The following is a 14706-nucleotide window of genomic DNA, read 5'->3' as shown; positions in this document are numbered from 1 at the left end:
GACTGCTCTGCAAGCGCTTAGCGAATCGAACCCGTGGCGATAGAGGTGAATTCCCATGACGCGGTATGTTTTCATCACCGGCGGCGTGGTGTCCTCGCTCGGCAAAGGCCTGGCGGCGGCGGCTCTCGCGGCCCTTCTGCAGGCGCGCGGCTACAAGGTCCGCCTGCGCAAGCTCGACCCCTATCTCAACGTCGATCCGGGCACGATGAGCCCGTATCAGCACGGCGAGGTCTTCGTCACCGACGACGGCGCCGAGACCGATCTCGACCTCGGCCATTACGAGCGCTTCACCGGCCGGCCCTGCAACAAGGGCGACAACATCACCACCGGCCGCATCTATATGGACATCCTGACCAAGGAGCGGCGTGGCGACTATCTCGGCGCCACCATCCAGGTCGTCCCGCACGTCACCAACGCGATCAAGGAATTCGTCCTCGCCGGCAATGAGGGCTACGACTTCACCCTGGTCGAGATCGGCGGCACGGTCGGCGACATCGAGAGCCTACCCTTCCTCGAATCGATCCGCCAGATCAGCCAGCAATTGCCGCGCGGCCAGTGCATCTTCACGCATCTGACCCTGCTGCCCTACATCCCGACCGCCGGCGAGCTGAAGACCAAGCCGACCCAGCATTCCGTCGCCGAATTGCGCTCGATCGGCATCCAGCCCGACATCCTGCTCTGCCGCACCGACCGCGAGATTCCGCGCGAGGAGCGCCGCAAGCTCGCCTTGTTCTGCAATGTGCGGGAGACAGCGGTGATCGAGGCCCGCGACGTCGCCTCGATCTACGACGTGCCGCTCTCCTACCATGCCGAAGGGCTCGACAACGAGGTGCTCGCCGCCTTCGGCCTCGACGCCTCGGCGGAGCCGGACATCTCGAACTGGAAGCGCATCTCCGACCGGGTCAAGAACCCGGAAGGCGAGGTCACCATCGCCGTCGTCGGCAAGTATACCGGCATGAAGGACGCCTATAAGTCCCTCATCGAGGCGCTGACCCATGGCGGCATCGCCAACAACGTCAAGGTCAATCTCGACTGGATCGAATCGGAGGTCTTCGAGAAGGAGGACCCGACGCCCTTCCTCGAGCATGTCCACGGCATCCTCGTGCCCGGCGGCTTCGGCTATCGCGGCGCCGAGGGCAAGATCAAGGCGGCGACCTTCGCCCGGCAGCACAAGGTGCCCTATTTCGGCATCTGCTTCGGCATGCAGATGGCGGTGATCGAGGCCGCCCGCTCGCTCGCCGGCATCAAGGAGGCGAGCTCGACCGAGTTCGGCGAGACCACGGAGCCGGTCGTCGGCCTGATGACCGAATGGCTGCGCGGCAACGAGCTGGAGCAGCGCGCGGCCGGCGGCGATCTCGGCGGCACGATGCGGCTCGGCGCCTTCGCCTCGCAGCTCCTGCCCGACACCAAGATCGCGAAGATCTACGGCGCGACCGAGATCTCGGAGCGTCATCGCCACCGCTACGAGGTCAACATGAACTATCGCGAGAGGCTGGAGGCGCAGGGCCTGCGCTTCAGCGGCGTCTCGCCGGACGGCCTGCTGCCGGAAACGGTGGAGTATCCCGAGCATCCCTGGTTCATCGGCGTGCAGTACCATCCCGAGCTGAAGTCGCGCCCCTTCGAGCCGCATCCGCTCTTCGCCAGCTTCATCGAGGCGGCGGTGATCCAGAGCCGCCTGGTCTGAGGCGGCGCGAGGCCGCGCCCCCCGGGGCGCCTGCCGTCGGCATCCCGCGCATAGAGCTTTCAAAGCGATCGGAAAATGCTCTAGATCATCGCGCGTCCTTTCGGACGCGGTAACGATGATCTATCTCATTGTTGGTGCATCGGATTTTTCCGAAAAGTGGATTCCACTTTTCGGTCCGATGCTCTAGCCTTTCGGCCCGACCAGCCTGCCGAAAGGGTCTGCCATGCCTGCCAACGCTCCCGCACCCCGGGGCCTCGACCATCTCGTCATCGGCGTCCGCGACCTCGACGCGGCCGGCGCCTTCTACGAGAAGCTCGGCTTCCGGGTCGGCGCGCGCAACCGCCACCCCTGGGGCACGGAGAATCGGATCGTCCAGTTCCCCGGCTCCTTCCTCGAGCTGGTGACGGTCGTCGATCCCGGCGCCATCCCGCCGGCCGGCGCGCGCAGCTTCTCCTTCGGCGCCTTCGTGCGCGACGCCCTGGCCGGGCAGGGCGAGGGGCTGTCCATGCTGGTGCTCGAAAGCCGGGACGCCAAGGCGGACGCGGCGGCGTTCAAGGCGGCCGGGATCGGCGATTACGAGCCGTTCTTCTTCGAGCGCGAGGCCCGCCGGCCGGACGGCTCCGCGGTCAGGGTCGCCTTCGAGCTCGCCTTCGCCGCCGACCCGAAGGCGCCGGAATGCGGCTTCTTCGTCTGCCGGCAGCTCGAGCCGCAGAACTTCTGGAACCCGGATTTCCAGCAGCACCCGAACGGCGCCACGGCGCTGTCCTCGGCGGTGATGCTGGCCGACGTTCCCGCCGCGCATCGCGCCTTCCTCACCGCCTTCAGCGGCGGCGCCGAGGTGCTCGAAGGCAACGAGGACTATGTGCTCGCCCTGCCGCGCGGCCGCCTCGACGTGCTCGACCCCGAGACCGCGCAGGGCGCCTATCAGGTCGAGCCCGACACGACGCCGGCCCGCTTCCTCGGCTTCTGCGTCTCGGTGCCGGATCTGGAGGCGGTGGCGGAGCGACTGACCGCGGCCGGAATCCCCTTCGTCCAGAACGAGGAGCGGGTCTTCGTCCAGGCCGGGGACGCGATGGGCTGCATGGTCGCCTTCGAGCCGGCCTGAGCCGGCGCGGCCTTCAGGCCGCGCTCTCGGCCCGCTCGCTCGGCAGCGTCGACAGCAGCCCGATCAGCGCGCGGTCGTGCAGCACGACCATGCGCTCTTTCGGCTTCAGCCAGATCGCCGCGTCCTCGATCGTCTCGGCGTCGACGAGCTTCGCCTGGGCCACGGCGCGCTCGGGGTCGATCTCGCCGCGCCGCCGCGGCTGCGCGTCCGGCAGCATCAGCTCATGCGCGTGCCGGAGCTCGGCGTCGGCATGGATCGCCTTCAGCCCGTCGGCATCGTCGAAGCCGGCCTTGGCGAATTCCGTCTGCAATTCGTTGGCGCGCAGGGCGACGGCCGGCGGCTCGCCCTCTTCCGGCGTCAGCAGCAGGCCGCGGCGCTTGAGCCAGAGCCCGATGGCGAGCTGGCCCGAGGCCCAGGACAGCGGGATCGCCAGCACCAGGCCGACGATGGTGGGCGACATCCAGGCGAAGAGCGAGGTCGCGATCATGAAGGCCGAGAGGCCGGTCACCACGCCGAGCACGGTATGGGTGCGGTGCCGCCGGATGATGTCGTTGAGCGGGATCGAGCCGTCGTCGCGGCGCTGCGGGTTCCAGCCCGTATCGCGCCCGAGCAGGATCTGGAAGACCGAGCCGGACTGGATCAGCATCATGATCGGCGCGAAGAAGGCCGAGAACAGCACCTCCAGCAGCGAGGACAGGACGAGCCTGATGGCGCCGCCGCCGGCGCGGCGCAGCCGGTTGTTGAACAGCGTCAGCAGCAGGCCGAACAGCTTCGGCGCCAGCAGGATCGCCATGGTGATGGCGAAGAGGCGCAAGGCGCGCTCGGGGTCGAAGCGCGGCCAGACCGGGAAGAGGGTGAATTCCTGGGTGAAGTACTCGGGCCGCGCGTAGTTGACCTGCAGCACGATCAGGATGCCGACCACGAGCTGCATCAGCCAGAAGGGCGAGGCGAGGTAGCCCATGATGCCGGTGGCGAAATGCTGCCGCGTCGGCAGCACGAAGCCCTTGGCGCCGATGATCCGCGCATGCTGGAGGTTGCCCTGGCACCAGCGCCGGTCGCGCACCGAGATGTCGATCAGCGAGGGCGGGCTTTCCTCGTAGGAGCCCGTCAGGTCCGGCAGCATGTAGACCGACCAGCCGGCGCGGCGGATCAGCGCCGCCTCGACGAAGTCGTGGCTGAGCACATGGCCGCCGAAGGGCGGCTTGCCCTTGAGGTCCGGCAGGCCGCAATGCTCGGCGAAGGCCCGCGTCCTGATGATGGCGTTGTGGCCCCAGTAGTTGCCGTCGCGGCCCGACCACATGGCGAGGCCGGTCGCGATGACCGGGCCGTAGACCCGCGCCGCGAACTGCTGGAGCCGCGCGAAGAAGGTGTTGCGGTTGATGATCAGCGGCAGCGACTGGATGATGCCGGCATCCGGGTCGGCCTCCATCGCGGCGGCGAGGCGCACGATGCAGCTCCCGGTCATCAGGCTGTCGGCGTCGAGCACGATCATGTGCTCGTAATGCCCGCCCCAGCGTGTCACGAAATCGGCGATGTTGCCGGCCTTGCGGTGATGGTTCTTCGGCCGATGGCGATAATAGACCCGCGATTCAGGGCCGAGCCGTTCGCGCAGGGCGAGGAAGGCTCGTTCCTCCGAGATCCAGATGTCGGGATTGGTGGTGTCGGAGACGATGAAATAGTCGAAATGGTCGCCGAGCCCGGTCGCCTCGACGGATTCGCGGATGGCGGCGACCGCCGCGAAGGTCCTGGCCGAGGATTCGTTGTAGATCGGCATCACCACGACGGTGCGGTGCTGCAGGGTTTCGGCCCGCTCCGCCCGGCCGACGCCGAACAGCACCCCGAAGAAGCCGAGGATCGCGCTGGTGAAGGCGAGCGCGATCCAGGAGAAGTTGATCGTGAACAGCGCGAGCAGCACGTACTGCAGCGAGGTCGTGCGGCTGACCGACACGACATGGTACATTTCCCAGGCGCCAAAGGCGGTCAGCGCCAGCCCGCCGCCGAAGACGAAGAGCCGCTGGAGCCAGGGCGTCCGCCAGTTGTGCGGCTGGGCCGGCTGGCGCCGGTCCGACGCCTTCCAGCTCCGGAAGGACTGCACCGGCATGACGAGCCGGTTCTCGTCCGGCGTCGCCGGTTCGCGCGAGACGATCGCGCGCATCTCGGGCGCGGCCGGAGTCGGGCGGGGTGCGTCTACCACGTCCATCGGTTCAACCAGGTTTCCGAGACGGGCTGGCCGCCCGCTTGCAGGACGAGCCGGAGCTCGCAGAGATTGTCGTTGCCCGGGTCGACCTCGAAGCCGACGCGCATCAGCTTGCGCTCGGGATAGGGCCACAGGCGGACGTTCTGGATGCTGCCCGGTTGGGTCGTGATCGCGGCGCGGGTCGCCGCCACGATGCCGGCATCCGCGAGCCTGTCGCCGGTGAACTCGACGAGGAAGCGCCGGCGGCGCCCCTGCGAGCCCTTGCCCTGCCGCACGCGGGTCGCGACGGCGAGGTCGGGCCGGTCGGGCGGCTGCCAGCACCAGGCCTGGCGGTAGCTGATCGCCGTCTCGCTGCCGGCGGCGAGCGCCTGCTTCGGCCGCCAGTACATGATGATGTTGCGGTTCGGCTCGGCCTCGCTCGGGATCTCGATCAACTGGACCGAGCCCGCGCCCCAATCGCCGAGCGGCTGCATCCAGACGCTGGGCCGCAGCTCGAAGCGCTGGTCGTCGTCCTGGAAGGCGGCCGGATCGCGCTCGCGCTGCACGAGCCCGAAGCCCTTGGGATTCTGGTCGACGAAGGAGGAGACCTGAAGGGCCGTGGGGTTGTTGACCGGGCGGTAGATCCATTCGCCACCACCCGATTCCATCTGCACGCCCGAAACCTCGTGGATCGCCGGACGAATGTCGTCGAAGGTGCGCCGGCTTTGCGGGCCGGACAGGAAGCTCGCCGTGGCGCAGCCGAAGCCGACATGGTCCAGCGCCTGCCGCGCGAACAGCGTGGTCTCGACGTCGACATAGGTGACGTCCCCGGGGCGCAGCGTCATCCGCACCGCGCCGCTGACGCTTTCGGAATCGAGCAGCCCGTGAATCACGAGCGCGGCCGTCGCCGGGTTCGGCCGCTCGATCCAGAAGGCGCGGAAGAACGGGATCTCCTCGCCGCGCTGCTCGCCGGGGCGCAGGATCAGCGCGCGCGCCATGGCGCCGAAATTCTGGCCCCGCGCGATCGCCCGGAAGAAGGTGGCGCCCTGGAAGCTCGCGACCTCGAAGGGGCGCTCCAGCCCGGCCGAGATCCGCATGCCGGAGAATTGCAGGTCGGCATTGTCCGGCGGCGGGGCGACCCGGCCATAGTCGAACTTGGCGCGGTCGAAGGCGACGCGCCGAATCATGTCGTCCTCGACGGTGAAGAGGCTGACCGGATTGGAGAAGACATAGCCGCGATGCAGCGGCTCGACGGTGAAGCCGCGATTCTCGCCCGCCCAGATCGTCGCGCCGGGCTGCATCCGGATGCCGGAATACTGGTCGAAGGGCAGGGAGGCGTAGCCTTCCGGCAGATCCGTCGCCGTCAGCGGAATCAGCGGTTTCTGCGCGAGCATGCGCGCGGCGTCGACGACCAGGCCGGCGTCGAAGCGCTGCCCGTTGCCGAGGCTGGGGATGTTGAAGGCTGCGGCCCCGGTCGGCGCCTGGGCGGATGCGGAGGCCGCCAGGGACGCCAGCGCCGCGCCGCCGGCAGCGGCTTCCAGAAATTGTCTGCGATTCAAAGACTTCGCCATGTGGTCCAAACTACGCGGACGACGCCCTCGTCCTCCGCGCTTCTAGAGCATTTCCAATACGGGTGGAAAGCGCCGGCGCGCGGAAAAGCGCGCGGCACCTGCTTTTGTTGAATCCGGCCGCAGGCTACCGGGCCTGTGCTGTCTCGACGCTCATCGTCTCGCCCCTCCGATCATGCGATTGACTTTGGCAAATGTCGCGCGGATCGGCTATCCACGCGCCCTGCAACGCCATCATGCGCCGGATCGACCGCCCTTCGGCGGCCGCCCCGCAAGGGAAACGAAAAACATGACCGAAATGCAGCCTGCCCGCTCCTGCCTCGCCGTGATCCTGGCGGCCGGGGAGGGCACGCGCATGCGCTCCCTGCGCCCGAAGGTGCTGCACGAGGTCGGCGGACGCTCGCTGCTCGGCCATGTGCTGGCGGCTGTCGCGGCGGCCGGCGCCGAGGCCGCGACGGTGGTGATCGGCCCGGACCGGCCCGAGGTCGCGCGCGAGGTGCGGGAGCGCTTTCCGGCCGCCGCGCTCGCGGTCCAGCACGAGCGGCGCGGCACCGCCCATGCGGTGCTCGCGGCGCGGGAGAGCCTGCTGCGGGGCTATGACGACGTCATCGTCGCCTTCGGCGACACGCCGCTGGTGCGGCCGGAGACCTTCGCCGCGCTGCGTGCCGCTCTGGCCAAGGGCGCGGCGGTCGTGGCGCTGGGCTTCGAGGCCGGGGACCCGACCGGCTATGGCCGGCTGATCGAGCGCGACGGCGGGCTGGAGGCCATCGTCGAGCACAAGGACGCCTCGCCGGAACAGCGCGCGATCACGCTCTGCAATGCCGGGCTGATGGCGCTGGCGGGGGAGCACGCGCTCGCGATCCTGGACGCGATCGGCGACGACAACGCCCAGGGCGAGTTCTATCTGACCGACGCGGTCGCGGCCGCCCGCGCGCGCGGGCTCGGGGCGGCGGTGCTGCGGGCGCCGGAGAGCGAGGTCCAGGGTGTGAACGACCGCGCCCAGCTCGCTGCCGCGGAAGCCGAATTCCAGCGGCGCCGGCGCCTCGAGGTCATGGCCGAGGGCGCCACGCTGATCGCTCCCGAGACGGTCTTCTTCAGCTTCGACACGCAGGTCGGACGCGACGTCCTGATCGAGCCGAACTGCGTCTTCCTGCCCGGCGTCCGCATCGCCGACGGCGCCGTGATCCACGCCTTCTCGCATCTGGAGGGCGCGCAGGTCGGGCCGGGCGCGATGGTCGGCCCCTTCGCCCGCCTGCGCCCCGGCGCGAAGCTCGCGGAAAAGGCCAGGGCCGGCAATTTCGTGGAGATCAAGGCCGCCGAGATCGGCGCCGGCGCCAAGGTCAACCACCTGACCTATATCGGCGACGCCTCGATCGGCGCGGCGGCGAATATCGGCGCCGGCACCATCACCTGCAACTATGACGGCTTCGCCAAGGCGAGGACGACGATCGGCGCCGGGGCCTTCGTCGGCTCGAATTCCTCCCTCGTCGCGCCCGTCACCATCGGCGAGGGCGCCTATGTCGGCTCGGGCTCGGTCATCACCGCGGACGTCAAGCCGGACGCGCTCGCGGTCGGCCGCGGGCGGCAGGTCGAGAAGGAAGGCTGGGCCAGGAGCTTCCGCGAAGCGGCGGCCGCTCGCAAGGCGGCTAAAAAAGCGGTAGAATAGCCCGGAAGACAGCTTGGCTCCGCGGGTTTCCATTCACAGTTCGTCACGCATAGTGATTGGGCAGGCGGCCCTTTCCTGGCTATGCGGATGGCCGGTAACAACGGCTGGAAAGGTTCGCCATGTGCGGCATCGTCGGGATTCTGGGCAAGGAAGCGGTCGCGATCCAGGTCGTCGAGGCTCTGCGGCGGCTCGAATATCGCGGCTATGACTCGGCGGGCGTCGCGACGCTGGAATCCGGCAAGCTCGCGCGCCGCCGCGCCGAGGGCAAGCTGCGCAATCTCGAGGTCCGCCTCTCCAACGAGCCGCTCGAAGGGCTGATCGGCATCGGCCATACGCGCTGGGCGACCCATGGCAAGCCCAACGAGACCAACGCCCATCCGCATGCGACGGACAGGCTGGCGGTCGTCCATAACGGCATCATCGAGAATTTCCGCGAATTGCGCGCCGAGCTGCAGGCCGACGGCTACGTCTTCGAGACCGAGACGGACACCGAGATCGTCGCCCATCTCGTCACCCGGGAGCTCGACCGCGGCAAGACGCCGGTCGAGGCCGTGGCCGCCAGCCTGCCGCGGCTGAACGGCGCCTTCGCGCTCGCCTTCCTCTTCCAGGGCGAGGAGGATCTGCTGATCGGCGCCCGCAAGGGCTCGCCGCTCGCGGTCGGCGTCGGCGACGGCGAGATGTATCTCGGCTCGGATGCGCTGGCGCTGGCGCCCTTCACCAATCTCATCGCCTATCTCGAGGAGGGCGACTGGGTCGTCCTCAACCGCAAGGGCGCGACCTTCTACGACAAGAGCAACGCGCCGGTGGAGCGCCGCGCCCAGCGCGTCGCCGCCGGCGCCTTCCTGGTCGAGAAGGGCAATCACCGCCATTTCATGGCGAAGGAGATCTACGAGCAGCCCGAGGTCGTCGGCCATACGCTGACCCAGTATCTCGACATGGCCGGCGGCACGGTGCGGCTGCCCTTCGGCGACAAGATCGACTGGAAGAGCCTGTCGCGCCTGACGATCAGCGCCTGCGGCACGTCCTATTATGCCGGCCTCGTCGCGAAATACTGGTTCGAGAAGCTGGCGCGCCTGCCGGTCGAGATCGATGTCGCCTCCGAGTTCCGCTATCGCGAGGCGCCGCTGCCGGACCAGGGCCTGGCGCTCTTCGTCTCGCAGTCCGGTGAAACCGCCGATACGCTCGCCGGTCTGCGCTATGCCCGCCAGAACGGGCAGGCGATCCTCTCGGTCGTCAACGTGCCGACCTCAACCATCGCCCGCGAGAGCGATGCGGTCGCGCAGACGCTCGCCGGCCCGGAGATCGGCGTCGCCTCGACGAAGGCCTTCGTCTGCCAGCTTGCGGTTTTCGCGTCGCTCGCGCTCGCCGCGGCCCGTGCCCGCGGCACGCTCTCGGCCCAGGACGAGGCAGGCCATGTGCAGCACCTGATCTCGCTGCCGGGACTGATGGCGCGGGCGCTGGAGCTGGAACCCGAGATCGAGAAGCTCGCGCGCGAACTCTCCAAGGCGAAGGACGTGCTCTATCTGGGTCGCGGCACCAGCTTCCCGCTGGCCCTTGAAGGCGCGTTGAAGCTCAAGGAAATCAGCTACATCCACGCGGAAGGTTACGCGGCGGGCGAGCTGAAGCACGGCCCGATCGCGCTGATCGACGAGGACATGCCGGTGATCGTCGTGGCGCCGCATGACACACTCTACGAGAAGACCGTCTCCAACATGCAGGAGGTCGCAGCGCGCGGCGGCCGCATCATCCTGATCACCGATGCGAAGGGCGCCGCCGAATGCGGCATCGAGCCCGAGGCGACGATCGTGATGCCGGAGATGGACCCGACCTTCGCCCCGATCGTCTACGCCCTGCCGATCCAGATGATCGCCTACCAGACGGCCGTCTTCATGGGCAAGGACGTCGACCAGCCGCGCAACCTGGCGAAGTCCGTCACGGTGGAGTGAGGCTGCGATCGCCTTCGCCGCCATAGCGGGCGAAGCGTGGCAATCCGGGAGGACCGGGCGATACCGTCCAGCTCCGCGGCTCCGGATTGCTTCCTCGCTTCGCTCTCCGCAGTGGCGGGAGAAGCATGCCTGTCCCTTTCAGCGTTCCGGCCTGCTCGCCACATAGATTCCTGCGCCGATCAGGCAGATCGCCGTCACGATCAATGCGATCGGCGGCGCCGGTGTCAGCGTCAGCAGGACGAAGCTCAGCGCCATCGAGCCGCAGGCGAGGATTTTCGCCCGCCGCGCGATGGCGCCCGTCTCGCGCCAGCGCCGGACATGCGGCCCCAGCGTCGGATGCCCGACCAGCCAGGCCTCGAAACGCGGCGAGGAGCGCGAAAAGCACCAGGCCGCGAGAATCAGGAAGACTGTCCCCGGCATCAGGGGCAGGATCAGCCCGGCGACGCCGAGCGCCGTGAAGACCCAGCCCAGCGCGAACAGCAGCGGCCGCGGCCAGCGGCGTCGCGAGGGGTCGGCATTGGCCACGGCCTGGTCCTTGCTTGCTTGCGTGACATCGGGGCTGGCGGATGCCGTCGCCTCGCTTATCTTGTCATATCGCGGCGCGAGACGGCGCCCGCAAGCGAGCGAAAGGTCGCGCCGGTGAGCTGGGGAAACGAATGACTGGCGGTCCGCCCGATCCGCGCCTCGTCCTGCCGACGGAGATCCTGCGACCGACCTGGGGAGCGCGGCTGCGCCGCTATTTCCTGACCGGCCTCGTCATCGCCGCGCCGCTCGCCATCACCGCCTCGGTGACCTGGTGGTTCATCAACTTCATCGATGGGCTGGTGAAGCCTCTCATCCCGAATTCCTACCTGCCCGATTCCTATCTGCCTTATCCGGTGCCGGGCTTCGGCCTCGTCATCGGCTTCGTCGGCCTGACGCTGCTCGGCTTCCTCACCGCCAATCTCGTCGGCCGCTCGCTGATCGGCGCGGGCGAGGCGATCCTCGGCCGCATGCCGGTGATCCGCAGCCTCTACAAGGGCGTGAAGCAGGTCTTCGAGACGATCTTCTCGCAGTCGGGCACCTCGTTCCGCAAGGTCGGGATGGTGCAGTTCCCGCAGCCCGGCATGTGGTCGATCGTCTTCATCGCGCAGGAGGCGGCGCCCGACATCGCCGGGCGCCTGCCGGAGGGCGAGCAGCAGGTCGGCGTCTTCCTGCCCTGCACGCCCAATCCGACCACGGGCTTCTTCTTCTACCTGCCGCGGCGCGAGATCGTCGAGCTCTCGATCTCGGTCGAGGACGGCGCCAAGCTCATCATGTCGGCCGGGCTGATCCAGCCGGGCGAGCAGAACGGCAAGCCGAAGCCCGCGGCCGGACCCGGTGCCGACCAGATCCAGCCGATCTGATCGCCGCCCGTCCTAGCCCTCGACAGGAACCCAGACCTCGACGATGCCCGTCCCGGTCTGGGAATCGAAGCGTTCGTCATAGCGCTCGAAGCTCGGGCTCTCGGCCGGTTTCCGTCCCGATCGCGGCAGCCACTCGTTCCAGATGGCGTCGAAGGTCCCCTTGATCGCGGTGACGTGGCCGTGATGGGTGAAGACGGCGTAGACCTGCTCCGGAATGCGGATGCGGTCGAACGCGGGAGGCAGGTCGCCGAAGGAGGCGACTTCGACGCCGGCAAGATAGTCGACGCCGTTTTCATCGGCCGCGTGGCTGACGCCGTAGCACACCTCGCCGACCTGCCCGGGAATATGCCCGAGATGTGAGGCCAGCCGTCGCCAGAGCGCCGGAATGCCGTTAAACGCCTCATAGCCGAATCGGCTGCCGAAGCCGGCCAAGAGCATGGCCTTGCCTCTCTGGATACGCGGTTCGTCGAGGATGACGGAGGGAATGCTGTTCATGGCGAGCGGTTCCACGAGTTCGAGTGACGCGAGATCGCGCCGCCCTCGCAACGCCTCGGGCGTCAGCCCGAATTGCTCGCGAAAGGCGCGGGTGAAGGCTTCGTGGGAGCCATAGCCCCAGTCGAGCGCGACCGAGAGGATATCGGGCGCTCCCTGGGCGAGCTGGCGTGCCGCTTCCGTCAGTCGACGCTCGCGCACATAGCGCATCACCGGCCGGCCGGTGGCATTGCCGAATGCGCGGCACAGATGAAAGCGCGAAACGCCGCAGGCCTGGGCGATCTCGTCAAGCGAGAGATCGGAGGTGAAGTGGCTCTCGATGAACCAGACGGCTGCCTTGACCGGATCCATGTTCTCTCCACGAAGCGCGGGCACGATGGCGCAGGCAAGACGGCGGCGCTTGATCGGGATTGCTCTGGGCTCGGATGTCATTTTCGGGTCGAGGCCGGGCATGACGGCAGGCTTTATCCCGCCCGCAGCAGCCGGATCGCCACGTCGCGCTCGAACAGGTAGAGCAGCACGCGGATCGCCTGGCCGCGCGGCGTTTCGAGCTGCGGGTCGCGCTCGATCAGCAGCCGCGCATCGTCGCGCGCCGCCGCCAGCAGGTCGCCGTCGCTCTCCGGCCGGGCGATGCGCCAGTCCGGCGAGCCCGACTGCTTGGTCCCGAGCACCTCGCCTTCGCCGCGCAGCCGCAGATCCTCCTCCGCGATGCGGAAGCCGTCCTCGGTCTCGCGCATGATGGTGAGCCGCGCCTCGGCGATCGGCCCGAGCGGCCCCTTGTAAAGCAACAGGCAGGTCGAGGCGGCCGCGCCGCGCCCGATCCGCCCGCGCAACTGGTGGAGCTGGGCGAGGCCGAAGCGCTCGGCATGCTCGATCACCATGACGCTGGCATTGGGCACGTCGACACCGACCTCGATCACCGTGGTCGAGACCAGGATGCGGGTTTCGCCGGCAACGAAGGCCGCCATCGCGGCGTCCTTCTCGCGGCCGGGCATCTGGCCGTGCAGCAACCCGACCTTGCCGCCGAAGACCTCGCGCAAGGCGTCGAAGCGCTCCTGCGCGGCGGCGACGTCGAGCGTGTCGGATTCCTGCACCAGCGGGCAGACCCAATAGACCTGCTGGCCGTTCTCGACGGCCCGGCCGATGGCGCCGACCACCTCGTCATAGCGCTCCGAGGAGATGGCGCGGGTGACGATCGGCTTCCGGCCCGCCGGCTTCTCCGCGAGGATCGAGATATCCATGTCGCCGAACCAGGTCAGCGAGAGCGTCCGCGGGATCGGCGTCGCGGTCATCACCAGCACGTCGACCGCCTCGCCCTTGGCCCCGAGCAGCAGGCGCTGATGCACGCCGAAGCGGTGCTGCTCGTCGACCACGGCGAGGGCGAGGTCGTGGAAGGCGACGCCCTCCTGGAACAGCGCATGGGTGCCGACGGCGATGTCGATCGCGCCGCTCGCCAGCCCTTCCAGCACCTGCCGGCGACCGGCGCCCTTTTCGCGGCCGGTCAGCAAGGCGAGCTTCAAGCCCGCTTTCTCCGCCAGCGGCGCCAGCCGCTCGGCATGCTGGCGGGCGAGGATCTCGGTCGGCGCCATCAGCACCGATTGCCGCCCGGCCTCGGCGGCGGCAGCCATCGCCATCAGCGCCACCACGGTCTTGCCGGACCCGACATCGCCTTGAAGAAGCCGCAGCATCCGCTCGGACCTAGCCATGTCGGCGTGGATGTCCGCGATCGCCTTGCGCTGGCCCTCGGTCAGTTCGAAGGGCAGGGCGGACTGGATGCGGAAGCGTAAGGCCCCGTCGCCGCTGGTGGCCCGGCCGGCGATCTTCTTCTGCTGCCTGCGCACGAGGGCGAGTGCGATCTGGCTCGCCAGCAATTCGTCATAGCCGATGCGCCGGCGGGCGACGGTGTCGCCCTCGGCCGCCTTGCGGTCGGCCGGGTGGTGCAGCGCCGCGATCGCTGCATGGAAGGAGGGGAAATCGCCCTTCGCCAGAAAGGCGGGGTCCTGCCATTCCGGCATCTCCGGGCAGCGCTCGGCGGCGGCCTGGGCGATCCGCATCATCACGCGCGCGCCGATGCCTTCGGTGAGCGGATAGACCGGCTCGAAGGAGGGCAGCTCGCCGGCCGCCTTGGGATCGAGGATGCGCTCGGGATGCACCATCTGGCGCATGCCTTCCCAGAGCTCGAGCTTGCCGGAGATGAGACGATAGGCGCCGACCGGCAGGCTCTGCGCCAGATGCCGGGAATCGGCGTGGAAGAAGACGAGCGTGACGTCGCCGGTCTCGTCCTCGACGATCACGCGATAGGGCGCCTTGCGGCCGGCAGGGGCGGGGCGGTGCTCCACGACCCGGGCGGCGAAGGTCGCGACGTCGCCGATCGGCGCCTCGGCGATCGAGGGACTCGGACGGCGGTCGACCGCGCCGCTCGGCAGATGGAACATCAGGTCGAGGACGCGCGCAGGCCGCGTCTCCTCGCCGAGGAAGCGGTCCAGCACCTTGCCGAGCTTCGGCCCGACGCCGGAAAGCGTCGTCGCGGGAGCGAAGAGCGGATCGAGGATCGAGGGGCGCACGCGGTCTCGGCAATTGTCAGGAGCGCGAAGATTGCAGCGGCTTGGCCGCTGACTTCGCCGGGTTGCGTCGCTATATAGCCCCTGCAGGCAGGCTCCGCGACGGGGCCGGCCCGGTTGCCA

At 68.8% G+C, this 14706-nt stretch carries 10 protein-coding genes; 5 read left to right on the top strand and 5 right to left on the bottom strand.

What is annotated here, in order from left to right; all coding sequences use genetic code 11:
- Positions 1-55: 55 nt before the first annotated feature.
- Both ACWH43_RS12355 and ACWH43_RS12350 read left to right on the top strand, forming a co-directional pair.
- Complete coding sequence (locus tag ACWH43_RS12355) at positions 56-1684, top strand: CTP synthase (protein WP_158443702.1); 1629 nt, start codon at positions 56-58, stop codon at positions 1682-1684.
- A gap of 223 nt (positions 1685-1907) precedes the next feature.
- Positions 1908-2789, top strand: coding sequence for a VOC family protein (locus ACWH43_RS12350; RefSeq protein WP_158443701.1), 882 nt, complete (start codon positions 1908-1910; stop codon positions 2787-2789).
- Between the two features lie 13 nt (positions 2790-2802).
- Here ACWH43_RS12350 and mdoH read toward each other — a convergent pair whose 3' ends face one another.
- Entirely contained in the window at positions 2803-4989 is a 2187-nt protein-coding gene (mdoH, locus tag ACWH43_RS12345) for a glucans biosynthesis glucosyltransferase MdoH (protein WP_375797008.1), read from the bottom strand.
- Entirely contained in the window at positions 4977-6536 is a 1560-nt protein-coding gene (locus tag ACWH43_RS12340; protein ID WP_158443700.1) for a glucan biosynthesis protein, read from the bottom strand. The genes mdoH and ACWH43_RS12340 overlap by 13 nt, the downstream gene beginning before the upstream one ends.
- Before the next feature lie 295 nt (positions 6537-6831).
- Between ACWH43_RS12340 and glmU the strand changes: the two genes are divergently transcribed.
- Together glmU and glmS are read left to right on the top strand one after the other, a co-directional pair.
- A complete protein-coding gene (gene glmU, locus ACWH43_RS12335; RefSeq protein WP_260348389.1) occupies positions 6832-8199 on the top strand; it encodes a bifunctional UDP-N-acetylglucosamine diphosphorylase/glucosamine-1-phosphate N-acetyltransferase GlmU in 1368 nt (455 codons plus the stop codon).
- A gap of 119 nt (positions 8200-8318) precedes the next feature.
- Positions 8319-10145: a glutamine--fructose-6-phosphate transaminase (isomerizing) gene (gene glmS, locus ACWH43_RS12330; protein ID WP_158443699.1), complete on the top strand. Its 1827-nt coding sequence runs from the start codon at positions 8319-8321 to the stop codon at positions 10143-10145.
- A gap of 138 nt (positions 10146-10283) precedes the next feature.
- On the opposite strand, the gene ACWH43_RS12325 is transcribed toward glmS, so the two are convergent.
- Positions 10284-10670, bottom strand: coding sequence for a YbaN family protein (locus tag ACWH43_RS12325; protein ID WP_158443698.1), 387 nt, complete (start codon positions 10668-10670; stop codon positions 10284-10286).
- Positions 10671-10801: 131 nt separating this feature from the next.
- Here ACWH43_RS12325 and ACWH43_RS12320 point away from each other — a divergent pair, with 131 nt between their 5' ends.
- Positions 10802-11530: a DUF502 domain-containing protein gene (locus tag ACWH43_RS12320; RefSeq protein WP_158443697.1), complete on the top strand. Its 729-nt coding sequence runs from the start codon at positions 10802-10804 to the stop codon at positions 11528-11530.
- 12 nt (positions 11531-11542) lie between these two features.
- Here ACWH43_RS12320 and ACWH43_RS12315 read toward each other — a convergent pair whose 3' ends face one another.
- A complete protein-coding gene (locus ACWH43_RS12315) occupies positions 11543-12373 on the bottom strand; it encodes an AraC family transcriptional regulator (protein WP_158443737.1) in 831 nt (276 codons plus the stop codon).
- Between the two features lie 113 nt (positions 12374-12486).
- Positions 12487-14586, bottom strand: coding sequence for an ATP-dependent DNA helicase RecG (gene recG, locus ACWH43_RS12310; protein WP_260348316.1), 2100 nt, complete (start codon positions 14584-14586; stop codon positions 12487-12489).
- Positions 14587-14706 lie beyond the last annotated feature (120 nt).

It is taken from the genome of Allobosea minatitlanensis, from assembly GCF_964020775.1.
This window is presented reverse-complemented; position numbering and strand designations above follow the sequence as displayed.

What these genes read in the sequence shown, in the direction of transcription:
- ACWH43_RS12355 (WP_158443702.1), top strand. Translation starts at nt 56, where the DNA reads ATGACGCGGTATGTTTTCATCACCGGCGGCGTGGTGTCCTCGCTCGGC.
- ACWH43_RS12350 (WP_158443701.1), top strand. Translation starts at nt 1,908, where the DNA reads ATGCCTGCCAACGCTCCCGCACCCCGGGGCCTCGACCATCTCGTCATC.
- mdoH (WP_375797008.1), bottom strand. Translation starts at nt 4,989, where the DNA reads ATGGACGTGGTAGACGCACCCCGCCCGACTCCGGCCGCGCCCGAGATG.
- ACWH43_RS12340 (WP_158443700.1), bottom strand. Translation starts at nt 6,536, where the DNA reads ATGGCGAAGTCTTTGAATCGCAGACAATTTCTGGAAGCCGCTGCCGGC.
- glmU (WP_260348389.1), top strand. Translation starts at nt 6,832, where the DNA reads ATGCAGCCTGCCCGCTCCTGCCTCGCCGTGATCCTGGCGGCCGGGGAG.
- glmS (WP_158443699.1), top strand. Translation starts at nt 8,319, where the DNA reads ATGTGCGGCATCGTCGGGATTCTGGGCAAGGAAGCGGTCGCGATCCAG.
- ACWH43_RS12320 (WP_158443697.1), top strand. Translation starts at nt 10,802, where the DNA reads ATGACTGGCGGTCCGCCCGATCCGCGCCTCGTCCTGCCGACGGAGATC.
- ACWH43_RS12315 (WP_158443737.1), bottom strand. Translation starts at nt 12,373, where the DNA reads ATGGATCCGGTCAAGGCAGCCGTCTGGTTCATCGAGAGCCACTTCACC.